General features: G+C 50.9%; 22 protein-coding genes. 7 read left to right on the top strand and 15 right to left on the bottom strand.

Going from position 1 to position 22481, the window contains the following annotated elements; genetic code table 11:
• The first annotated feature begins 160 nt into the window (after positions 1-160).
• Entirely contained in the window at positions 161-3292 is a 3132-nt protein-coding gene (locus Dvar_RS01980) for a DUF5714 domain-containing protein (protein ID WP_419660050.1), read from the top strand.
• Here the strand turns inward: Dvar_RS01980 and Dvar_RS01975 are convergent.
• Both Dvar_RS01975 and Dvar_RS01970 read right to left on the bottom strand, forming a co-directional pair.
• On the bottom strand, positions 3275-3616 hold the full coding sequence (locus tag Dvar_RS01975; protein ID WP_419660049.1) for a hypothetical protein: 342 nt from the start codon (positions 3614-3616) through the stop codon (positions 3275-3277). The two genes, Dvar_RS01980 and Dvar_RS01975, sit on opposite strands and share 18 nt — an antisense overlap.
• A 31-nt stretch (positions 3617-3647) precedes the next feature.
• Positions 3648-3800 carry a hypothetical protein gene (locus Dvar_RS01970; protein WP_419660048.1) on the bottom strand — a complete coding sequence of 51 codons (153 nt, stop codon included), beginning with the start codon at positions 3798-3800 and terminating at the stop codon, positions 3648-3650.
• A gap of 292 nt (positions 3801-4092) precedes the next feature.
• Here Dvar_RS01970 and Dvar_RS01965 point away from each other — a divergent pair, with 292 nt between their 5' ends.
• Positions 4093-5289, top strand: a complete 1197-nt coding sequence (locus tag Dvar_RS01965) for a DEAD/DEAH box helicase (protein WP_419660047.1) — start codon at positions 4093-4095, stop codon at positions 5287-5289.
• Between the two features lie 24 nt (positions 5290-5313).
• Here Dvar_RS01965 and Dvar_RS01960 read toward each other — a convergent pair whose 3' ends face one another.
• The 4 genes from Dvar_RS01960 to Dvar_RS01945 form a co-directional block, all read right to left on the bottom strand.
• On the bottom strand, positions 5314-6372 hold the full coding sequence (locus Dvar_RS01960; RefSeq protein ID WP_419660046.1) for a hypothetical protein: 1059 nt from the start codon (positions 6370-6372) through the stop codon (positions 5314-5316).
• Between the two features lie 250 nt (positions 6373-6622).
• The gene (locus Dvar_RS01955; RefSeq protein ID WP_419660045.1) at positions 6623-6985 is read right to left on the bottom strand and encodes a hypothetical protein; all 363 of its coding nucleotides are present in this window, start codon (positions 6983-6985) and stop codon (positions 6623-6625) included.
• A gap of 184 nt (positions 6986-7169) precedes the next feature.
• Positions 7170-7370, bottom strand: coding sequence for a cold-shock protein (locus tag Dvar_RS01950; protein ID WP_419660044.1), 201 nt, complete (start codon positions 7368-7370; stop codon positions 7170-7172).
• 283 nt (positions 7371-7653) lie between these two features.
• A complete protein-coding gene (locus Dvar_RS01945) occupies positions 7654-7962 on the bottom strand; it encodes a YkgJ family cysteine cluster protein (protein ID WP_419660043.1) in 309 nt (102 codons plus the stop codon).
• A 370-nt stretch (positions 7963-8332) separates the two neighbouring features.
• On the opposite strand from Dvar_RS01945, the gene Dvar_RS01940 reads away from it, so the two are divergent.
• Complete coding sequence (locus Dvar_RS01940; RefSeq protein WP_419660042.1) at positions 8333-9979, top strand: B12-binding domain-containing radical SAM protein; 1647 nt, start codon at positions 8333-8335, stop codon at positions 9977-9979.
• Positions 9980-10070: 91 nt separating this feature from the next.
• Here Dvar_RS01940 and Dvar_RS01935 read toward each other — a convergent pair whose 3' ends face one another.
• Entirely contained in the window at positions 10071-10541 is a 471-nt protein-coding gene (locus Dvar_RS01935) for a thioesterase family protein (protein WP_419660041.1), read from the bottom strand.
• 959 nt (positions 10542-11500) lie between these two features.
• On the opposite strand from Dvar_RS01935, the gene Dvar_RS01930 reads away from it, so the two are divergent.
• Complete coding sequence (locus tag Dvar_RS01930) at positions 11501-12307, top strand: sulfite exporter TauE/SafE family protein (protein ID WP_419660040.1); 807 nt, start codon at positions 11501-11503, stop codon at positions 12305-12307.
• A gap of 427 nt (positions 12308-12734) precedes the next feature.
• On the opposite strand, the gene Dvar_RS01925 is transcribed toward Dvar_RS01930, so the two are convergent.
• Together Dvar_RS01925 and Dvar_RS01920 are read right to left on the bottom strand one after the other, a co-directional pair.
• Positions 12735-13439, bottom strand: a complete 705-nt coding sequence (locus tag Dvar_RS01925) for a carboxypeptidase-like regulatory domain-containing protein (RefSeq protein WP_419660039.1) — start codon at positions 13437-13439, stop codon at positions 12735-12737.
• A 58-nt stretch (positions 13440-13497) separates the two neighbouring features.
• Positions 13498-14271: a hypothetical protein gene (locus tag Dvar_RS01920; RefSeq protein ID WP_419660038.1), complete on the bottom strand. Its 774-nt coding sequence runs from the start codon at positions 14269-14271 to the stop codon at positions 13498-13500.
• 341 nt (positions 14272-14612) lie between these two features.
• On the opposite strand from Dvar_RS01920, the gene Dvar_RS01915 reads away from it, so the two are divergent.
• The 3 genes from Dvar_RS01915 to Dvar_RS01905 all read left to right on the top strand — a co-directional run bounded on the left by Dvar_RS01915 (position 14613) and on the right by Dvar_RS01905 (position 15957).
• Entirely contained in the window at positions 14613-14864 is a 252-nt protein-coding gene (locus Dvar_RS01915) for a type II toxin-antitoxin system VapB family antitoxin (protein WP_419660037.1), read from the top strand.
• The gene (locus Dvar_RS01910; RefSeq protein ID WP_419660036.1) at positions 14861-15256 is read left to right on the top strand and encodes a type II toxin-antitoxin system VapC family toxin; all 396 of its coding nucleotides are present in this window, start codon (positions 14861-14863) and stop codon (positions 15254-15256) included. The genes Dvar_RS01915 and Dvar_RS01910 overlap by 4 nt, the downstream gene beginning before the upstream one ends.
• Positions 15257-15453: 197 nt before the next feature.
• A complete protein-coding gene (locus Dvar_RS01905; RefSeq protein WP_419660035.1) occupies positions 15454-15957 on the top strand; it encodes a YkvA family protein in 504 nt (167 codons plus the stop codon).
• Between the two features lie 69 nt (positions 15958-16026).
• On the opposite strand, the gene Dvar_RS01900 is transcribed toward Dvar_RS01905, so the two are convergent.
• The 6 genes from Dvar_RS01900 to Dvar_RS01875 form a co-directional block, all read right to left on the bottom strand.
• A complete protein-coding gene (locus tag Dvar_RS01900; RefSeq protein WP_419660034.1) occupies positions 16027-16734 on the bottom strand; it encodes a FadR/GntR family transcriptional regulator in 708 nt (235 codons plus the stop codon).
• Complete coding sequence (locus Dvar_RS01895) at positions 16718-18016, bottom strand: (Fe-S)-binding protein (RefSeq protein WP_419660033.1); 1299 nt, start codon at positions 18014-18016, stop codon at positions 16718-16720. The genes Dvar_RS01900 and Dvar_RS01895 overlap by 17 nt, the downstream gene beginning before the upstream one ends.
• Before the next feature lie 6 nt (positions 18017-18022).
• On the bottom strand, positions 18023-19411 hold the full coding sequence (locus Dvar_RS01890; protein ID WP_419660032.1) for an FAD-binding oxidoreductase: 1389 nt from the start codon (positions 19409-19411) through the stop codon (positions 18023-18025).
• A gap of 206 nt (positions 19412-19617) precedes the next feature.
• A complete protein-coding gene (locus Dvar_RS01885; protein WP_419660031.1) occupies positions 19618-20280 on the bottom strand; it encodes a LutC/YkgG family protein in 663 nt (220 codons plus the stop codon).
• Positions 20273-21703 carry a LutB/LldF family L-lactate oxidation iron-sulfur protein gene (locus tag Dvar_RS01880; RefSeq protein WP_419660030.1) on the bottom strand — a complete coding sequence of 477 codons (1431 nt, stop codon included), beginning with the start codon at positions 21701-21703 and terminating at the stop codon, positions 20273-20275. The genes Dvar_RS01885 and Dvar_RS01880 overlap by 8 nt, the downstream gene beginning before the upstream one ends.
• Positions 21696-22451, bottom strand: a complete 756-nt coding sequence (locus Dvar_RS01875; RefSeq protein ID WP_419660029.1) for a (Fe-S)-binding protein — start codon at positions 22449-22451, stop codon at positions 21696-21698. The genes Dvar_RS01880 and Dvar_RS01875 overlap by 8 nt, the downstream gene beginning before the upstream one ends.
• Positions 22452-22481 lie beyond the last annotated feature (30 nt).

The following is a 22481-nucleotide window of genomic DNA, read 5'->3' as shown; positions in this document are numbered from 1 at the left end:
CAAATCGATATAAGCGATTAGCCAACTGATTGTTATCGAAAAATGCTATTTTACTTGACGCCAAACCGTGCTTATGATCTTAAGCTCATAACAAAACCAACTATTTGCAGCAACACTGGATATTGCAATAAAAATTATCCCAAATTGTGAAAATAGTCTCATGAAACTACCAGATCTCAGCCCATGGCAGCGCTTGTTGTACAATGACACCCCCATTTACCTGCAACCGGAAACCCCGTTGTGGATGGTCCCTACGCGGGCCGGTGACGAACTGATCCAACAGGTTCAACAGGGGGGATCGATGAAAAACGGTTTTAATCCCCTGGGCATGACCCGCGCCCGGCAGTTGCTGGCCCAGTTGGCCGTGCCCCAACCATCGCCCTACCCCGGACGTGCCGGCCTGCTTTCCCTGGACCGGCTGGAAGAGTGCTGGTTTCATATCACCGACCATTGCAATCTGGCCTGCCGGCATTGTCTGTTCGCCTGTTCGCCGCATTCGCGCACGACCCTTTCCCTGGCGGACTTCAAACAGGCCTTCCTGCAAAGCTTTGATCTGGGCGCGCGTCTTTTTTTTCTCACCGGCGGCGAGCCCCTGATGCATCCGGATTTTATCGAAATTTGCAACATCGTGCTGGGTCATTCAGCGCAGAATCATCTGGTGGTGCTGACCAACGGCCTGCTTTTGGAGCAGCGCTGGAACGATATTGCCGACCTGCCCCTTTCCCGGCTGCATCTGCAGATCAGCGTGGATGGCGATCGGACTGTCCACGATCAGATGCGCGGCCAGGGCAGCTATGACCGCCTAATCCGGGCCCTGGCCCGGGTCGGCCAAAGCGGCATTGACACCAACCTGGCCATGGCCGTGGACCGGTCCAACCTGGATTTGATGGCCCATCCGGTGGAACTGGCCCAGGCCCATGGCATCACCGGCTTACACTATCTGTGGCTGCTGGTCACCGGCAATGCCCGGCCGGAGAGTTTTGTCGAACCCGACGATATCTTCAAAGCCCTGATGATCGCCCATGAACGGGCCGTCAACGCCGGTATCGAAATCGACAATATCAGCGCCATTGCCGCCCGCGTTTTCTCTCCGCCGGGCACCCGGCACGATCTGGGCGGCGGCGGGTGGACATCTTTGGCTGTGGGACCGGACGGTCACGTCTACCCCACCCCGGCCCTGATCGGTCAGGCCCCGGCCTGCGGCGGGCATATCAAAGACGGGCTCGACACCGTCTGGCGCGACAGCCTCTTTTTCAACACCCTGCGCCAACTCTCGGTAGCCACCGACCCTGATGAGGCTGGCGACCCGTTGCGCTTTCTGATCGGCGGCAGCGACATGGATCACAGCTACTATGCCGCCGGTCGGTTTTCCGGCGGCGATCCCTACCGGCCGCTTTATCAAGAAATCGCCCGCTGGCTGATCACCGATACGGCCGGACCAGCCATCGACGAGACCCTGCCGCAAATTCGCTTTAAAATGGGAGACCGCCTGCTTTCCTGCGACAACGGCGGCCACGGGGTAAGCCTGACCCACAGCAACTGCGTGCTCTCGGTTGCCAAGGCCCGGGAAGTGGTCGGCGCATTTTACGCCGATGCGGCCGTCACCCCCAACACCGACATCATCAACCCGGTCTGCTACGATGAAAAAGATATCACCCACATCCCCGAGTCCGCCCGGATCCGCTCCTACGGCTGCGGCAGCCCGGTGATGGATGCCGACCTGAAGCCCGGCGAGACCCTGGTGGATCTGGGATCGGGCGCCGGTGTGGAATGTTTTATCGCCGCCCGAAAAGTCGGCCGCAATGGCGCTGCGATCGGCATCGACATGACCGACGACATGCTGGCTCTGGCAGGCGGGGCGATCGACAGTGTGGCCAAAAATTTGGGGTACACCAATGTCACCTTTAAAAAAGGTTACCTGGAAACCCTGCCCCTTAATGACGCCATTGCCGATGCGGTCATCTCCAACTGCGTGGTCAATCTTTCCGAGGACAAACAGCGCACCTTCTCGGAAATTCTTCGCATTCTCAAACCTGGCGGGCGGTTGGTGATCTCGGACGTCACCACCGACAGCCTGCCGCCGGCGGCCATTTTAAACGACGCCAAACTGCGCGGTGAATGCATCTCCGGCGCGATGCTGCAAACCCGTCTGATCAGCCTGCTCGAATCCATCGGCTTCGAGCGCATTCAAATACTCAAGCGCTTTTTTTACCGCGAGGTCCAGGGACACCGGTTTTACTCGTTGACCTTCACCGCTTATCGTCCCGGGGCCGCAACCACCCGGACGGTGGTCTATCCCGGCCCCTTTGCTGCGGTGGTGACCGACAGCGGCCAGGTGATATTGCGCGGTGAAAAGACCGAAATCCCCTGGGATGATACCGATGAAGAGAACGGCGCCCTGCTGTTCCTGGATGAATACGGCTCGGCCCTGGGTCCCCAGGGGGAGAATACCTGCGCCTGTTACACCCCGCCGGAAGCGCAGCCGGTAGAAAAACATGCCCCCCCTATAAACCCTGAGAAATCCACCGGCACACCTTTTTTAAAACTTTCCACAGGCTGTATGCGCTGCGGCAGTCCCCTGACCTACCTGACCCAGGATCAGCCCATGGCCTGCTGTTTCTGCGGTGAGACATCACTGGCCAATGCCGTGTGCGAAAACGGCCATTTTGTCTGCGACCGCTGCCACAGCCAAGATGCCGATGCAATAATCCGGCGCATCTGCCTGACCTCGACCGAAACCGACATGATCACCCTGATCAACACCATCCGCAGTCACCCGGCGGTTCCCCTGCACGGACCGGAGCACCATTTTGCCATCGCCGGAGCCATCGTGGCCACCTATCGCAATCTGGGCGGAGATGTCACTGATGCGGACATCACCACCGCTATCGATCGCGGCAAGGGCGTACCTGGCGGCACCTGCGGATTCTGGGGGGGTTGCGGCGCACCGTTGGGCGCGGGCATCGCCTTTGGGGTAATTCTGAAAAGCACGCCGATCACCCCCGCCGAGCGCAAAATCGTCCAGCAGCTGACCGGCACCCTGATCGGCAGCATCAACAGCATCGAGGCCGCCCGCTGCTGCCAGCGGGAAATATGGACGGTACTGAAAAAGGTGGCCGAGATCTCCGGGGATATCCTGCCCATCCCGCTTAAAGCCGATGGCGACACCCGCTGCCGCCAGATGCATTTGAACAAGGAGTGTCCGAAACAGGCCTGTCCGTGGTTTGCTGGCCGTCGGGATAGTATTACTAAGAAAGCACCCAGCGCTCCAGATTTATTCAACAGAAATTAAATCCATATCATCAAAAAACAATTCCATCGCACCATCTTCGGACAGGCGATATAGTTCTTTTATCGTTTCAGCTATTCTACAGGCATATTGGCCAATTGGAAATATATTACGAGTACGCAGTATTTCGACCAGCGCATGGTTTCCAAGGGAAATGGACGCTTTAATCAATTCACTTTCATATATTTCTTCGCCAACCAATGAGAAATTATCCCCACGTAAATTTTCCGGAGCCACTTTATTCAAATTTTTGTTAAGGACTGCGTATTCCATGATACTCAGTTCTTTTCTTTCTAAATTTCGGGAAATTAAATATTTTTGGCGCATTCATTACCTCAGCGTTAAAGGTGTCTCGTGCTTAGAAGTATTTCTCTTCATCATCACTCTGGCTTAGGGATTCTTCCTGTTCAGCCTTGTTTTTCTCCAGCTTGCGTTGTTTCTTCTCTTCTTTTTTTTTCTTCCTCGCAATTTCCTTCTGACGTTTTTGAAATGAATAATTTGATCTTGCCAAATTGTCTCCTCTTGGTGGTTACGATTATAAATAAAGGCAGTGCATGTTTAAAACTATATAGTCCATATCTATACACAAAGCAAATTAAACGAATGTGATTCTCAGACATCCAACCCCCTCGATTTTTAAATTCTTTTCTTAAGGTGAATTAAATGGAAATCACTTGACAGCGCTTTTTGCAGCCTGTATGTTATGTGATTAATTAACAGTGTTCCTGGTTGTAGCTAAAAATCACGTAAGCCCCGGAATTTATCCGGGGCTTTTTATTTGGAGCACAGAAAGAAGGTGTTTATTGAACTTTGGAAATTTTAACTTTCACCCCTTGGTGGCCAAAGGGATTGCCACAGCAGGTTATGAAAAACCAACCCCAATCCAGGTAGGCGTTATTCCACATGTAGTAAAAGGTTGCGATGTGATGGGGCTGGCTCAAACAGGTACGGGCAAGACGGCAGCGTTTGTTCTGCCGATACTTCAGCGATTAGCAGCGGGTAATCAAGGACACATTCGATCCCTTATAATCGCACCGACTCGCGAATTGGCTGAGCAGATACATCAATCAATTGAAATCCTTGGACGTCCGTCAGGCGTCAGATGCGTTGCTATTTACGGTGGTGTGGGAATCCATCAGCAGATTCAGAAATTGAAGCGGGCCGATATCGTTGTTGCCTGTCCCGGCCGTCTTCTTGACCATATTCGTCGCCATAATATCGACCTTACCCAGCTTGAAATATTGGTTTTGGATGAAGCCGATCATATGCTGGATATGGGATTTATTCCGGATGTCAAACAGATTCTCAAACATCTTCCGGTGAATCGGCAGACACTGGTCTTCTCAGCAACCATGCCACATGAAATTCGACAATTGACCAAAACGTTTCTTAATGATCCCGTCACTATTAAAATTGGCAACACTGCTACTGCCGATACAGTCAGCCATGCATTTTATCCGGTAGCCCATCATTTAAAAACGGCGTTGCTGTTAAATCTCTTGGAGAATACGAATGCTGAGTCGGTTCTGGTTTTTACACGCACTAAACATCGCGCTAAGAGCCTGGGTAAAAAACTGATGACAGCAGGTTATCAAGCAGCATCACTGCAAGGAAATCTTTCACAGTCGCGCAGACAGGCTTCTCTTGATGGATTCCGCGACGGGAAATATAAGATTTTGGTAGCTACCGATATCGCAGCTCGCGGTATTGATGTTACTCGTATTTCGCATGTTATTAACTATGACATTCCCTCCACACCGGACACATATATTCACCGGATAGGACGAACAGGCCGCGCAACTCGCAGTGGTGAAGCGTATACATTTATTACTGGTGAAGATACAAAAATGGTCAGCGCGATCAGTCGAGCGGTTGGTTCAAACATTGAGCAGCGGACATTACCCACGTTTAATTACGGTAAAACACCGCACAATTTTGCTTATTATTCGCGACAAAATAAAAAACCGCGTCAAAACAAGTCAGCAGAAAAAAATCGTTAATATTTCCGTAGCCCCCAATAATTCTTAATAGTATCGTGGTGGATAGTACGCTCCCCATTTCCTGTTGATAATTTTCCTGCCGCATGAAAGCTTCTGGTCCAGGCTTTCCAGGTTTGAGAAGGGACCTGAGATCGAATTGACCCCAGTATAATTGGAAACCAGCAGGTAGCGTCCATCTTCGAGAATGATACCTGCGCCGGTATGGAGTCCATCCCAGGGGTCATCGTCCCATTTTACGCTCCTCATAAAGGTTTTGTAGCCCGCACGCCTGAGCATGAACTGGGCAAAATATGCAGCGTCTGTGCACTGTGCTTTTTTATCGAAGAAAGTAAAGTAGACGCCGCTGGCTGGGGTTTTGCGAAAAGAAAGTTTCCTGTTAATGTAATAGCTGACAAGCTCCGGAGAGTTTAACCGGTCGGCAACGGTATGAAATGTCTTCCAGCGGGATTGATCGATGGCGGTTTCTATCTGTTGCCAATCATTGATGTCGAAAATTTCTCGCTTTATCAAAAAATCATCCATGATGTAACGCTGAAGGTCAAGGTCTTCATGCCGTTTTACAAGAAGTGCATATTCTTCCGCCTCGGATTGGGTTTGGATTCTGTTAATGATTTGGTGAATGTTTGAGCGCTGAATCAATAGACTCTCATCATTCCATGCCACATTAAGAATTTTCTCAAGAGTGTAATCCTGATTGTGTCCGGTCGAATCGTTCTGTTCATTTGTAGATTCCATTTTTGATTGTAAATGGGGTCTACAATTTCCCTTTTCGTCAGTTCGCTTATTAACGTTGAGGCCTAAAAGCATGCCTGAAACACGCATTTTTTGGTCTTGGATCAGCCAGAACAGTGCCTGCAGGGGGGCGCAATATTTCCTGTGTTCCGGAATGCCTATCTCATCCATGGCTTCAAACATTCGATCAAATCCGCGTGGTGCAAACTGATATATTTTAAGCATGTTGCTAAGGGCCAACCGGGACGAGCAGGTTCTGAACTTTCTAACCTCTGGGATTTTCATCACTTCCGCTGCCAAATGATGATTTAACCGGCCGAGCCTGATAAGGGTCTTTGCTATTGAAGTCATTTGTCAGATCCCAGTGATAAATAGGGCTTTTTCAAGTCGTTGGCCGACCGGCCCAAGACAAAAGACATCGCGATGTACGTTTCCCGACTATTTACGGACTATCAAGACGACCAGCGAAACAAAGTATACTTCAGCAGGATGAGCCATAATCAGCGTGCGGATAATTGGGGAAGAATTCTGTCGGATTGTTGTTTTCTTGTGAGTTGAAACAAGTAGAGAGATGTCCGTTTTGACCCCCTCTCAAAGATCGTTATCGATTGACCTCATCCTTTATTGACTCCCAGATGTTGTTGACTCCTTCACGCCAACCGTTCAGGAACGCGTCATTGTAGACCCATTTGAATCGTTTTGACTCTTCGGGACAAATCTTTTCTAGCGATGTGTAGTAGACGCTTCTCATTAATGAAAAATAGTTAGCGTCATGTTTAGCGTTCGGACGTTTGATGACATCCTTTAGTTCCTGGTAAGACGCTCCTCGGATCCATTTCGCAGCAATCCGTATTCCTGTTCTATATGCTTCTTCTATCTCTTCCGATTGCCGCTCCTGCATTTCAGATTTCTTCATTTCGAAAATGGTCTTTTCATCCCTTAATTTTTTAATCACCTTTCTCATGGTATACCTCGATTCCGGCTTTTTCGTCGGCCTTAACATGGCGGGTGTTTTCTGCTTAATAAGAAAATTGACGGTGAGACTGCAACCAACGGATAGGCCATTAAAGACGTCGATTGTGCAGAAATATGGAAGCCGAGGCATCCTTCGAGACACAAACGGATGCCTCTTGGCTAACAGTAATGTTCTATGCTACGGTCACATTTTTTGCAGAAGGGCCCTTCGGTCCTTGTTCTACGTCAAAGGATACTCGGTCACCTTCGTTGAGGGATTTGAAACCAGTCGCATTGATTGCTGAGTGATGAACAAAAACGTCTGTTCCGTCTTCCTGCTCAATGAACCCGAACCCTTTACGGTCATTGAACCACTTAACTGTCCCATTGGCCATAATAACAATCTCCTTTCTTATACGATTTTCAATGTCGCTAACTGGAGGGTGCCATTTGGGCAAATGGTGTTAACCTGCAGAGAGAAACTGTCCTGAGGTGAAAATGAAGATAGCAGGACTTGATTGAATAGTTTATATATTAACCTATTTTTCGAACAAAGCAAGTTAAATATTTGTTTACAAAATAAATATTATCCCTACAAAAGACTTTTAAACATACAAATCCGAAGCGTTAGGATATAAAGTCGTCTTACTAAAAATAATTTGAGAATTGATCAAGGCATTATTTAATTTTTCCCTTACAATATTCCTTCTGAATAGTTGTATCTGGATAATTTCGGCAAATATACGGCCTTATCTCGTATATTTGACAACAATAGGTGCCATTATCGTATTCCAAGAAGTAACAGTCTCCATTTTTATTAAATTTTAAAAAATAACTTCCCGCCTCTTTTTCTTTCGATTCCGCAAACTGATCGACATTGAGTGTTGTGCACTTAGCTATCAAAATTACTTCACTTTGCGACAAACTGATATATGGGTAATTTTTACAGCATTCAGCACACGTTATACATGATATATTTTGAGACATCGGCCAGATAGCACCACTTAATTGAATTAATAGTTAACTAATTAGAATGAAATGATTTATTCGATGGTTTCACATTCACTTTTTCTCCATATTACTTACACTTCCTCATGCCAGCCCATCATAAAAGGAAATTTCTTTTTTTTTAATGTGCAGGGTAACGTAGTTGACAAGGGGAAGCAACTATTTTCTCATTGTTTGAACTCACAGAGAAACGGTTCCCCGCCACCATTATTTTTCGGAAAGATAGCAATTCAGCCCTCATCTATCATCGAATGTAAACCTTTTGTAAAACACCGCTTTTCTATATCAACGGCATCGGCAACGAACTATGCTAAAAGAATAAATTTTCAGGCCGAAACAGGAGATAAATATGCAATTCGCAATAAAACCACACCCAAAGGGCACTCGTGCACGCGTGCTGTTGGCGAGTGTTTTTGGGCCTTATGCCTGTGACGATCAATATGGAAGCAGAACCATCAATCCTATGGAACTTTATCAAAACCAGGTCACAAGAGTGCAGGGAGGCTTTTCCCTGCGAATGTTCCATCGTTCGTTCGGCCTGCTCATGCTCCAGGCGAATATAGATGCGCCTTGCACGGTGTTAGACTTTGCAACACGTAAACGGTTTATTCAGGAGTTGTGTGACCAATCATATGATATCATCGGGATCAGCGCCATACTTCCCAACATTGAAAAAGTGAAAGACATGTGCCGATTGATCCGCCGGTATCAGCCCAACGTGATTATTGTGGTGGGAGGCCACATTACCAACTACCTTGGCCTTGATCAGGCAGTCGACGCCGACCACATCGTCCGGGGTGACGGTATTGCCTGGTTCCGCCAATTTCTTGGTCAGCCACAGGATCTTCCAGTGAAACATCCGGCAATGATTTCGGCCTTTGGAACCCGTATAATGGGTATTAATCTGCCGGACAAACCCGGTGATACAGCGGCTATCCTTATTCCATCAGTGGGTTGCCCCGTGGGCTGTAATTTCTGTTCCACATCCGCCCTTTTCGGTGGAAAAGGGAAATTTGTAAATTTCTATGAAACCGGCGACGAACTTTTCGAGGTCATGTGTCGATTGGAAGATACCTTGGCAGTAAATTCATTTTTCGTTCTCGATGAAAATTTTCTTCTACACCGCCAGCGTGCGCTTCGCCTTCTGGATCTGATGAAAGCCCACCAAAAGAGTTGGATGCTGAATGTTTTTAGTTCCGCCCGTGTCCTTCGCTCCTATACGATTGATCAACTCGTCGAATTAGGTGTCGGATGGGTTTGGATGGGCATTGAAGGAAAAGACAGTCAATATTCAAAATTGGCGGGTGTAGACACTTATCAATTAGTGAGACGCCTTCAATCGCATGGAATTCGTGTTCTCGGTTCTTCCATTATTGGACTGCCCCATCATAAACCTGAAACTATCAATCAGATCATTTCCGATGCTGTTCGCCACAAAACGGATTTTCACCAATTCATGCTGTATACGGCTGTTCCGGGAACGTCGCTTTATGAGGCTCACCAAAAAGACGGGTCACTGTTAGGCGAAGACGAATTCCCTTTTGCAGATGCCCACGGCCAATACCGATTCAACTACCGACATGGGAACATTGATCCGGGCCAGGAGGAGGGCTTTCTGCTACGAGCCTTTGAGCAGGATTTTCAAGAGAACGGTCCCAGCCTGGCACGTTTAATCCGCACCCTATTGACCGGCTGGCAGCGTTACCAAAACAATCCTGATAAACGTATTAGAAAGCGTTATAATAGGGAAGTACACCCCTTGCGATCAACCTATGCCGGAGCGGTTTGGGCGATGAAACGGTACTATCGTAAAACGCCTTCCATGGTTAGAAAGATGAAACGGCTCCTATCGGATATCTATCGGGAATTTGGTTGGAAAACCCGGCTTGTAGCACCTGCGATCGGCCTGTACGCCTACCTGCGATTATTGAAGGAAGAGAGGCAGCTCGCCCGAGGATGGCGTTATGAACCAAACACATTTTACGAAAAAAATTGATTTATCAAAAAAAAAAAGAGACCTCAGGTCACCAAATAGTGGGGGCGAGCCACCGGCATCGATCCGCTGGGCCACATGTGGAGGCCGGATCTTAGCCGACCATGTAAGTACCAGTTCCCACGGCAACCAGCAAACCGCTGTCGGCATGCAGTTCCATGCGGGTCACGGCCACTTTGCGACCGGATCGCATGATCCAGGCACTGCCGGTGAATCGGTCGCCCCTACCAGGCCGCAGGTAGTCCACCCGGATATCGATGGTTCCCACCTGCGAAAAAATAGCCACCAACTTTTCCTCGGGCAGGCCGGCAGCACGTTCCACCAAGCTGGCCAAGGCCGTCAAACCGCCCACAGCGTCCAGCACTGACGAAATCACGCCGCCATGCAGGGTCTGGTGAAATACGTTGCCGATCAGATCGTCGCGCCGGTCAAAGGTAACCGACGCCTTGTCCTCCGCCACCGAAGCCACACGCATACCCAGCACGCGGTCAAAGGGCAGCTGATCCTCAAAGAGCAGACTGATCCGCCTGAAAAATCGTTTTTTATCTTCTGCGGTCACCGCCATCGTTACCAACCCCGTCATTCAGAGAAAAAGAGTATCAGCATCGTCAATCAAAAGTCGGCGGGACTATAGCGATTTTCCGGAAAAAAATAAAGCATCACCGCCAGGCAAAACAGGGCAATCGCAAGTATAAATGATGCGGATAGTACTACAGCAAAACATTGATATTGACCCGGCGAATAAATCAGTTAAACGTTCCCTTTCGATCTTGATTGCTGCAAGCTGACTTTTGGCAGTCAATTCCTTAAGATTGCGCAAGGACATGTAAAATACCATGGTTGCTTTATACTTGGACAGATCCTTGAAAATCTCATCGTTAAAAATCTTTTTTTCTTTGCGCCGCGCGGGCGGATGCACGGGATTGTGGATCTTTATTTTTAGCGTCATTGAAAAGGGCGGTTTAAGAAACCCAAGCCGAGCGGTCAGCTTTTAGCAATCAGCCGTTAGCCCTGCTTTTTCTTTGATGACATGGTGATACCTGGTTGAAGCCCATTCACGGCATTGTGGTTATCACGGCCACCGTAGGGGCAACCCCCAGTGGTTGCCCTTTAACCCTCCCCTTGATTTTGTCAGCCGATCCACACAACAAGATTTTGGCCCGACTTCCAAACCAGGGCAGGCACAGGGGCCTGCCCCTACGACCCGGGTGGCCGCATATTTTTAATCATTTCAAATCATTATAATCATCCGAATTTTTATCCTATTTTTACTATCATTTGAGTCGGCATGGATTATTATAAATGCGATTACCCTGACGAAATTGTTCTGCGATCTGGAAGAATCCGTATTGAAATGATATGGAAATGGGGTTTTGCGAAATTCAAACAAGAATTGGAGAAGAGATGGAACAAGTGCTTAGAAAGCTAACATTGGATTTTTTTGGTAAGGGGAAACACAAAATAGCACCCCATACATTTTTCGGAATGGAAAATGGTTTTTTGCTGGATTCGAGGAATTCTTAAATGAGCAGTTTGATGATCACCAGCTTCCTCATCTTCATTGTCGCCGTTGCCATGACCATGGTCGGCAAGGGGGGCGGTAATTTTTATGTCGTGATTTTGGCAATCGCCGGTGTTCCCATGCATGAAGCGGCGACAACCGGTCAGTTTATGCTTTTTTCAGCCTCTGTCGCCGCGATGTTCGTTTTCCAAAAGAATAAATCGGTATCATGGCTGTTGGCTGTTTTAGTGGGTTCGTTCACCGCATTATCGGCGCTTGGCGGCGGGTATTTTTCACATTTGTTCAGTGGTTTTTCTTTAAAACTGATATTCTCTGTTATGCTGCTGATCGCCGGCATCGTCATGCTCATGCCTGTCTCTGATCGTCAACCGTCACCTGCGGATAACCATTTCGGTGTTATCCGGATTCGATCCGGCTCGCAAATATATGGCGTGAACTTGTGTATCGCGCTGCCGGTAACAATCTTAACGGGCTTTGGTTCAGGGATGGTGGGTGTTTCAGGAGGCTCTTTTCTGGTTCCCCTGATGGTTTTAGCCTGTGGAGTTCCCATGCATACAGCCGTTGGAACGGCATCAACCTTGATCGCGGCGACCGCTTTCATGGGGTTTGCAGGCCATGCGGTCCAAGGGGATTTTAATCCTGCATGGGCCATTCCCCTGGCGATTATTACCATTGTCGGAGGAATCCTCGGTGGAAAGCTGGCATTGCGCACGAAACCGAAACACCTCAAAACGCTTTTTGCATATACAAACTGGCTTGCCGCTCTGTTTATGATTGTAAACGCACTCCAGACTAAGGGGATAATTTAGACGGCCGCGAGCATCAAAAAATATTCAGTCTATCGGTCATTCCAGCACCTGTTTTTGTGGAAAAGCGATGCTCATTTTTGGGCTTGAATACCTGACGCTTTTCCGGTGAAAGGTTGATAACACAGTTGGATCGGAGCTGGACCCGCAACACCCGCCAATCGTATTGGATGTGCATCCGCAACCCTTTCCCGTCACCGTCTGGGCGTATCGGCTTCTCACCATTTGACGCTGAATATCAGCCTTTTCAGTTTGCATGTTAGATCTCACTTATGAAAGCATATTATCCCTTTAATTCGCCGTTTGCCGAAAGATGCAACCATGGGAGTTACCCTACGATTTTGGTCAAGAATTAAATCGAACGATTTGGTTCAGCCGTTTCCCTTTTGCGTGAAAACGAAAGGCAAAAGGGTAAACGGACTCACACCCATCATTCCGGCGTTAATTCAGCAATTATCGGATCTGATTGTTTGCCCGTTTTGATAAAACACTTTTTTACGAAGGGTTTATAGCCTTGCGCACGGATAATGAGCTCGAATTCACCAACGGGCAATCCATAGAAAACGAAATTTCCTTTGTAGTAGGAATCCGTACGTGGAATTAAATAGTCCAATATATTGACATCTTCACCGTCAAGCAGATCGAGTTTTCGATGAATACCGGAGCCGCTTAATGTAATTGATTGTATCGTGAAATTCTCATGATACGGCATCCCGGCTGACCAGTCTTTCGATTGCAAAGCGGATATCAGCGTCCCGTAAATTACATGGTCAGGGGTCAACACATATTTGAGCGCACTTGTTGCCTTGTCCTCAATAGTGACAGGTAGTCTATTACCGATGGCAGTTAAAGCGCCAACGGTTGCCAAATAGTCACCGGCAGGGAAAGGGCCAAGTCTTCTGCCATTATCATTGGCGCTTAATCTGATTGCCATTTCCGCACCCTTTTTACCAATGGGCTGTAGTATCAGTCCCAGGTCAGGCCTTTCACCCTTGAAGGTGTGGTCATATGAAAAGTGGATCTTGAGGTATCCGCCTGTTTTTGCGTCAATGTTGTTGATAATCGTATTGAACTGTTCCAGTACAGCCTTGCTATATAGAATACTTTCATGGTCCTCACTGAAGGCATAATTCATTTTCGCCTCTGACTGCGCTCGGCGGTCCAAAAGGCTGGAAAAGGCAATCGTTCTGTCGTTATTCGATCGAAAGGGGTTGCGGCTTCCCCGGTGACCGTAAAACATGTAAAAGCTGACTGTCTCCGGCATTTTTGATCGGTATAGTGATTGGATAAACGCACTTTCCGGTTGCATATCGACCCAGCACGGCACGACTGCGGGCGATTGCTTGACACCGTACTCGGCCATCCCGGCGCCCCCCCACGGAGTAGATAGTGAGACAAAAAGTTTTACATAGGGAAAAAGGGCGCTGTGATCCACAATAAAGGACCGGGCAACTAGTCCCCCCATGCTGTGCGCCGAAATATATAGCTGATCGAGAGGGCACATCAATTTTTTGCGCTTTTTCCGGAATAGCGATATTGATCTCCCCAACTACGCCGCCAGCCGGTGCGATAACCTTTTTCGGGTCGCCATACTGCCCGGCCGGCTCGCCATCGTCATAAATCAGGTTGCTGTTTTTATCCCAATACGCAAAAACGTAATACGTTCCCTTGGCAACCATGAGTTCATACTCACCCAAATCATGCAGAACCGTAAAATGAACCACCTCTCTTTTGCTCTGATTCATGGTGTAGGCAGCCACAATAATGGGCCCTTTGCCCGGAAAAGCGGTGGAAACCTGCCCGACCAGGACCGTGGAGGCCAGGACTTCGGCATTCATTTTCTTTAATTTAATCAGGGCGCAGCCCATTGCAGCCAAACAAATGATTAAAAGACTGACAGTCATCCTGTTGAAAAATAGTGGCAGGCCTTTTTTCAAGCCGCCCATTACGGATTCTGATGCTTGCATGCTTCTATCCTGTTTATTTTGCTATCCAGCAATTATAAAAGGTTGCCTTATCGCATATCGGGATAGTCGGCACGCGAGCATATACTCTGTTGTCTATACCGTTTTCTGTGAAACGTACTGTCTTCAGCGGTAGCGATATGAGGCAGATTATCCCAGCAATTTGTATACTTAAAATGAGGAATTTGTGTTAACGTTAAAAAAATATATCGAAGCGACAATGGTGTGTCAATATCCATACCGCTACAGGATATTGTATAGCGAGAAATAGATTTCCTTGACAGATGCCGCCCAAAATACATACATACACGATATACATACAACAATATATCGAATATAAAACCATGGCACTTAACATTGCAAATCGAAACGTCGAGGAAAAAGCGATTCAAGCCAGCCGCATTTTAGGCGTCAACAAGACTGCAGCAGTTGAAATTGCGCTCGATTACTATTTAGAACATCACGGCGGTAAGAAAAAAGATAGCGCATCCCGCCAGGAAACGGCCCGTTTGCTTGATGAACTGGCGGCACTTCCCGTTCTGGATCATCGGAAACCGGACGAAATCATAGGCTACGATGAAAACGGTCTACCATGACAATCGTTGCCGACACATCCGCATTCGTTGCGATCTTACAAAAAGAACAGGATGCCGGCATTTATCGCCAAGCACTGCTGGAAGCTGAAAAGGTTCTGGTGAGTGCCGCCACGGCAGTGGAACTGCACATCGTCGTTACTGCAAGACTGGGTGCGGAAGGCATTTTGCGTTTCAATCATTTATTGGCCCAACCCCTTTTTGAAATCGTGCCTGTGGATCATCAACAAATGACGATCGCCAACCAGGCATATGAACGCTTCGGCAAGGGAAGGCATCCGGCAAAACTCAATTATGGAGACCTCTTTTCATACGCGCTGGCGAAGAGCCGGAATGTGTCTCTGTTGTTCAAAGGTGATGATTTTTCCAAAACCGATATTGTGTCCTGCCTATAGTGCTCGTAACGGTCCAATAACTGATGGTAGATATCGTAGGTCGGAAAAACCGACGACAACGAAGATAAAACGCGACAGATGTGAATTTGCAAGCACGATTTTGTTGAAGCGTTTAACTGACATAAATCGTGACCGCATTTCTTGACCGGTTATCAGCCAAATTGTAATATTGTACAAACAAGGAAAGGAAAAACCAAATGAGTCAAAATCAACTGCCTGAGGAAAGCGAACAAAAACAGAAGGACTTTTATGTCAAGCTACGAGAGAAAGTCACCGCATGGTATGATAAAAAAATAGATAAGAAACCGGAATATGCTGACTATATCCTGCTGATTCCGGACTTTTTTTATCTCCTGGTCAAGCTCACCCTGGATGATCGTGTCCCGGCGATCGACAAAGCTAAATTTGCCGGGACGTTGGCCTACATTTTCAGCCCCATCGATTTTCTGCCGGAAGCATTCTTCGGCCCTTTAGGATACCTGGACGACCTGGTTCTGGCCTGTTACGTGCTCAATCTCTATCTCAATCAGAAGGAGGAGGCGAACCGGCTGGTTGTAAGTGAGTTGTGGCCCGGGGATCAGGATGTTTTGGGCACGATTCAATCCGTATTGCAGAAAGCGGATAAATGGATCGGCTCCGGTACCTTGAATAAATTAAAGGAAGTTTACCAGACCTTTACAAAAAAAGAAAATAACCCATAGGCCGTACTTCCCTTACAAGTACAGATTTACAAACTTAAGCCGACCTTTGTTTAAGAATCGACCATCCGCCTATTCCCAGGCCTCGAAAAACTCGATCACAAAGTCGATGTGATTTTTCATGGCCTGGAATGCATCATCGGCATTGCCGCTACGGATCGCCTCATAAATAGCCTGGTGCTGTTTGAGGATGGTGGAGATGTTTTGGGGATCTTCATACAGGTGAAACAGGTTCTCGCTGATCCCCATATGCAGATAGTCGATCACATTCTTCATGATGTAGATCTGCATGGGATTCTGGGTGGCCCCGGCAATGGCCATGTGAAAGGCAAGGTCTCCGCCGGTACCCAACCCACCGCCGGTGATGTCGGCGGCCATTTCCGCAAGGGCCGCTTCCATGGCCGCAAGGTCTTGGGCATTGGCCCGTCTGGCGGCCATGGCGGCGGAATTGCATTCGATTCCCATACGCATCTCAAGCAGATCCACTAGGCTGGCCTCCTGGGCTTCCATGACCGTGCCCAGCGGAATTTTAACCGCATCGTCGACCGAGCAGACAAACGTTCCCTGCCCCTGGCGCTGTTCCATGAACCCCATGGCGACCAGCTTGTTGATGGCTTCGCGAATCGAATTGCGGCTGACGTTCAGGGCGTCGGCCAAATCCCGTTCGGTCATCACTTTCTGGCCCGGTTTGAGTTCCCCATTGAGGATCAGCCTGCGCAGCTGGTCAAGCACCTGGTCGGAAATCCGCTGGCGATTGATCGGTTTAAGTCGAATGCTCATCCAGCCCCTCTGCTAGAAGTTCGATGGGATGCCTCACGGCAATGCCCGCACCTGCGCGGGAGAGCATGTCCGAAATCTGGATCATGCATGCCGGGCATCCCGTTGCCAGGGTATCGGCACCGGTTGCCATAATTTGGGCCGCCTTTTTCTCGCCGATCCCTTTTGATATATCATAATACTGAAGATTGAAACTCCCCCCCATGCCACAGCACCAGTCCGGCTGGGCCATTTCCTTCAACTGGTATCCCGGTGCAGCCTGGATGACAGCCCTGGGTTCATCGAACACCTTGAGGGCCTTTTTCAGGTGACACGGATCATGATAGGTCACCACGTGCTTGCTGCCGGCCCTGCCGGCGGGTGGCTTGAGCCCAACCTTATTGACCAAAAACTGGTTGATGTCCATGGTCTTTTCCGCCAGCCGTTTGGCGGCTTCACGATGGCGCTCCTCAGCCATGGTGGGCCAGATCTCGTGAATGGTTGAGGTGCAGGTGGCACAGGCGGTCACCAGCACATCAAAATCGCTTTCTGCAAAACGCGCCAGGTTGTGGCCCAGCAGCTTGCCAAAGGTGTCCAGGTCACCGCTGGAAAGCGCCGGGATTCCGCAGCAGCCCTGGTTTTCCGGCAAGAAAAGCCCCACGCCCAGATGATCGAGCACCCGGAGGGTGCTGTGAGCGATGTTGGGAAACATCTTGTCGATGAGGCAACCGGTAAAAAGGGCCACCTTAAGCCCTGATTTTCCGGCCGGCCGGTCCATGCCGGGAACCTGCCGGTGGAACGGAACCTTTGCCAAGGTGCGGAAATGACGGCCTTCGAGCAGCGGCGACATCACCCGCGCACAGGAGGTGCCGATGATGTCATTGACCGGCCGGGTAAAAATGGTCTGAAACCGTGCCCCCCATTCGGTCAACCGGTCAAAAAGCGCCGGCCTGGCCAGCATGCCCCGAAGTATCAGCCGTTTGGCCGGCGGGAGCCCCATGTACCCGCTTAAGATGGCGCGAGCCTTGAGAAATATTTCCTGGACCTTTACGCCGCTGGGACAGTTGGCAGAACAGGAACCGCACAACAGGCAGCGGCTGAGCCGCTCGTAAACGCCTTCGGGATCATCGAACATCTGTTCCATCAGCCCGCTTAAAAGGGCCAGTTTCCCCCGGGCCACGTCGGCTTCACGGCCGGTCTGGTCAAAAACCGGGCAAACCGACTGACACATACCGCAGCGCATACAAACAATCAATTGATCTTCCAGTTCCCGCATGAGGCGGGCAAGTGCTTCCATAGAGGCCATAATCGATTACACCTTTGCACTGAATATTTTTCCAGGGTTGAGAATATTTTTCGGATCCAGGGCCCGCTTGAGCCGGGACGAGAAGAGAATCGTCCCGGCACTGGTCTCCTTTTCCAGATAACGACTCTTGGCCAGGCCTGTCCCGTGCTCGCCGGAAAGGGTCCCGCCCATCTTCAGGGCCTCGTCAAAAATGTCGTCGATGGCCCGCTCCACCCGCTCCCACTCGGCGGTGTCGCGTTTGTCGGTCAAAATCGTGGGATGCAGGTTACCGTCGCCGGCGTGCCCAAACGTGCCAATGGTCAGGTCATAGCGCTTGGCGATGGTCTGGATGGCAGCCACCATGGCCGGGATGCGGCTGCGCGGCACGGTGGCGTCTTCCAGCACCAGGGTGGGTTTCAGTTGGGCCAGGGCCGACAGAGCCGCCCGACGCGCGGCCCACACCCGATCCCGCTCGGCCGCGTCCTGGGCCACCCGTATGGATGAGGCCCCCATGGATTTGCACAGCGCTTCCACACGACTCGCATCTTCTTCCACCTGGGCGGCATGGCCGTCCAGTTCCACCAGCAGCATGGCCGCGGCATCCGTGGGCAAACCGGCCTTGCTGAAGTCTTCTACGGCACGAATGGTGAAATTGTCCAGGAATTCCAGGGTGGCCGGAACAATCCGGTTGGCAATGATCGCGGCCACGGTTTCCGACGCTTTTTCCATGGACTCGAACACCGCCATCATGGCTTTTCGATGGGCCGGCAAGGGAATCAGTTTAAGAATAATTTCGGCAAACACGCCCAGGGTGCCTTCGGAGCCGACCATCAGGCCGGTGAGATTGTAACCGGTGGCGCACTTGACGGTACGGGAACCGGATTTGACCAGGTTGCCGTCCACATCGAAAAAGCTCACCCCCATGACATAATCCCGGGTCACCCCGTATTTCAGGCCGCGCAGGCCGCCGGCGTTCTCGGCCACATTCCCGCCAATGGTGGACACGGCCTGGCTGCCGGGATCGGGCGGGTAAAAAAGGCCCTTGGCTTCCACGGCGGCGGCGAGCTGTGCGGTAACCACGCCGGGTTGCACCACGGCGTACATGTCGGCCTCGTTGATTTCCAGGATTGATTTCATCCCGTTGGTGACAATGACGATCCCATCGGGCAGGGGCACGGTGCCGCCGGAAAGATTGGTGCCGGCGCCCCGGACTGTCAGCGGCAGGCCGTTGGCGTTGCAAAGGCGCACAGTCTGCCCAAGGGTTTCGATTGTGGTGGGACGCACGATCAGGCCAGGCTGAACCGGATCCACCACGGCAGCGTCATAGGAATAGGTATGCAGGTCGGTGGCGTCGTTCCAGGCATTCTGTTCACCGACAATCCGTTTAAATTCTTGGATGATGGAATCGTTGAGCATGGTTTGGGTCCTTGTTGTCTTTCAAGATTATGTTGGGTTGAGGCACACCACCCAACGATCAAATTCATTCATTCGGCATGGAGAGAGATTGCCTGTAAGCCGCGCAGGGGCGAAAAATATGTCGCCATGATGATCACATCGTTGAGGACTTCAGCCGAGCGAGAACGCCGGCCTGGGCCTAAAGATGCCGTTTGTGGATAGACGTCCTATTGCCGGATCAACACCACCAGCTCCTTGGGCCCATGCACCCCGAAGACCAGGGTGAACTCGATATCTGCAGTCTTGGACGGTCCGGAGATCAGCAGCGCATTGGTGGGCATACCGTCGACCCACATTTCCGCAACCATCATCTCAGACAGGGAGCCGGTAATCGTATCGGCATCCAGTATGGCCACGTGTACCGGCGGAACCAGGGACAGGAGCCTGGGTTCGTGCCGATCGGGCCACAGGACGATGGCCCCGGTATCGGCCACACCGCCACGGACACTGGTAATTCCGGCATCCAGCGTGAACAGTTCTTCCTTGAACGTCTCAACGGGTTCTTTGTACGCCATCAGTTCGGGCAGCATGCCGCCATCGTCGTCCCACGCCGTTTCAATGGCCGGCCCGATGGTCGACCCCGGTCCGTAGAGCAGCCGTTTCCAGCCTTTTTGGCGTGCGAGATCCTTAAGCGTTTCCGTCCACCGGTCGGCATCCACGACGTGCACCTCGGTGCGCATGGCCTCCATCATGGAGACCAGCCGGGAGATCTTCTCTTCCTGACCAAGGGACAGGACCTGGGGCATGTCGACGTCAGGAACGTCCGTCTGCTCGGTACCCGATGCGTTAAGGCGCGCAAAAATGTGCTTGCGGGCAGTCTGGCTATTCATTTTTCACCCCTTCTTTGCGAACCCGGTCGTGAAGGCTGCAGCGGGCCACCACCGGTGCGTTGCGGACCCGTGTCCACTGTTTGAGCGGTCCCACCTTTGGTAAATGCTCACCCATTGCCGCTGCCAGCCGGGTCCCCATGCGATTGAGGGCCGGCGAGCGATTGGCCAGTTCCCAGCCTTTCCAGACCATGCTTTCGGCAAGGGTTCGCTTATGGCCTGCCCCGGCAACCGTGCCATTGTGGTCCTCATCAATACACTCGTTGCGCAACCGTCGAATCAGATCGGGAATCGGTATGCGAACCGGGCACACCTCGCCGCAGGCACCGCACAGACTGGACGCACTGACCAGCACACCCGCCCGGCCCAGCCCCTCCATCTGGGGGGTGAGAATTTTTCCGATGGGTCCCGGATAGACATGACCATAGGCATGACCGCCGATACGCACATAAACGGGGCAATGGTTGAGGCAGGTCCCGCAGCGGATACACAGCAGGGTCTGGCGTAGCTCGGGATCGGCCAGTATACTGGACCGGCCGTTGTCCAGGATGACCAGGTGGACTTCCTTGGGTCCGTCTTTTTCACCCTCCCGCCGGGGAGAAGAAATCATATTGACGTAAGTGGTGATGGTCTGACCGGTGGCCGAGCCGGTCAGCAGTCGCAGAAGCGGGGTGACATCGGAAAGCTTTTCAACCACCTTTTCCAGCCCCATGACGGCGATGTGGACATCGGGTGCCGTGGTACACATACGACCGTTGCCCTCGTTTTCTACCAGCAGCAGGGTCCCGGTTTCGGCAATGGCGAAGTTAACGCCGCTGATCCCGACCTTGGCCCGGGCAAAACGCTTTCTCAGCACCCGCCGGGCAATGGCGGTCAGTTCCTCCACGTTTTCCGTATAGGGTGTGGCCGGGATTTTCTCGTGGAAGATGGTGGCCACCTCATCCTTGTTTTTATGAATCGCCGGGACGATGATGTGCGACGGGGTTTCATGGTTGAGCTGGATGATAAACTCGCCCAGGTCTGTTTCCAGGGCCTCGATCCCCTGCTCCTCGAGAAAATGATTAAGATGCATTTCCTCAGATACCATGGACTTGCCCTTGACCACTTCCTTTGCATCGTGGCGACGTAGAATATCCAGCACGATCCCGTTGGCCTGATCCGTGTCCTCGGCCCAATGGACGGTGATGCCGTTTTTTGTGCAGTTGGTCTCAAGTTTTTCCAACAACTGGGGGAGCTTTTTCAAGGCTCGCCGTTTGATGGCATTGCCAGCGTTGCGCAATTGTTCCAGTTCGGCGGCGTCCGGAAACACCGCACGCCGCTTTTCCACCAGAATGTCCATTGCATTTCGCAGGTTACGGCGCAGTTGCTTGTCTTTCAGAGCGCACTCGATATTGCTGGAAAAATCAAAGCGAGTCTCATTATCCATGCGTTCTCTCCCAGATGAATTCAGCCAGGTGTTGACCGGCGACGGAAACCCCCAGATGGGCCATGGCACCGGAGATGTTCATCAGGCACCCGCAATCACCGGACACCACGGCCGATGCGCCGGTGTTGACAATATCCGCCACCTTATCCATCACCATGGCAGCGGAAATGGCGGGCTGCTTGACGGCAAAGGTGCCGCCGAATCCGCAACACTCCGATTCGCGCTGAAGTTCTACCAGCTTCACGTTTTTCAGTTGGCGGATCAGGGCCTTGGAATGCCGGATGATACCCATTTCGCGCGTCGCATGGCAGGAGCTGTGCCAGGTGATGGTCGTCGGTTGGCCCTTATCCTCAAGGTTCACCGCCAGGACATCGACCAGGTATTCCGACCATTCATAAACCCTGGCAGCAAACGCTTTTGCCGCGGCTTCTTCCGGCCTGCCGACAAACAACTCCGGATAGTGATGCTTCATCATGCCCGCGCAGGAGCCGGACGGCACCACCACCGGATAGGGCTTGGAAAACACCTCGATCTGCTGGCGGGCCACGGCCCGGGCCTCCTTGGGAAACCCGGAATTGTAGGCCGGCTGGCCACAACAGGATTGGCCCTCAGGGAACACCACATCGAGGCCCTGGGACTCGAGCAAACGGATGGCCGCCATCCCGGCATCGGGATAAATGGCATCCATCAAACAGGTACCGAAAAAATAGACCTTTTGGGTTTGGCCGTTAGCCACCTTTTTTACCATGCTGCGCCTTTCATTTATTTAACGCTGAAC

The organism is Desulfosarcina variabilis str. Montpellier, from assembly GCF_048565275.1.
GTDB lineage: Bacteria > Desulfobacterota > Desulfobacteria > Desulfobacterales > Desulfosarcinaceae > Desulfosarcina > Desulfosarcina variabilis.
The sequence above is the reverse complement of the archived record's forward strand: the minus strand, read 5'-3'. Positions and strand labels throughout refer to the sequence as shown.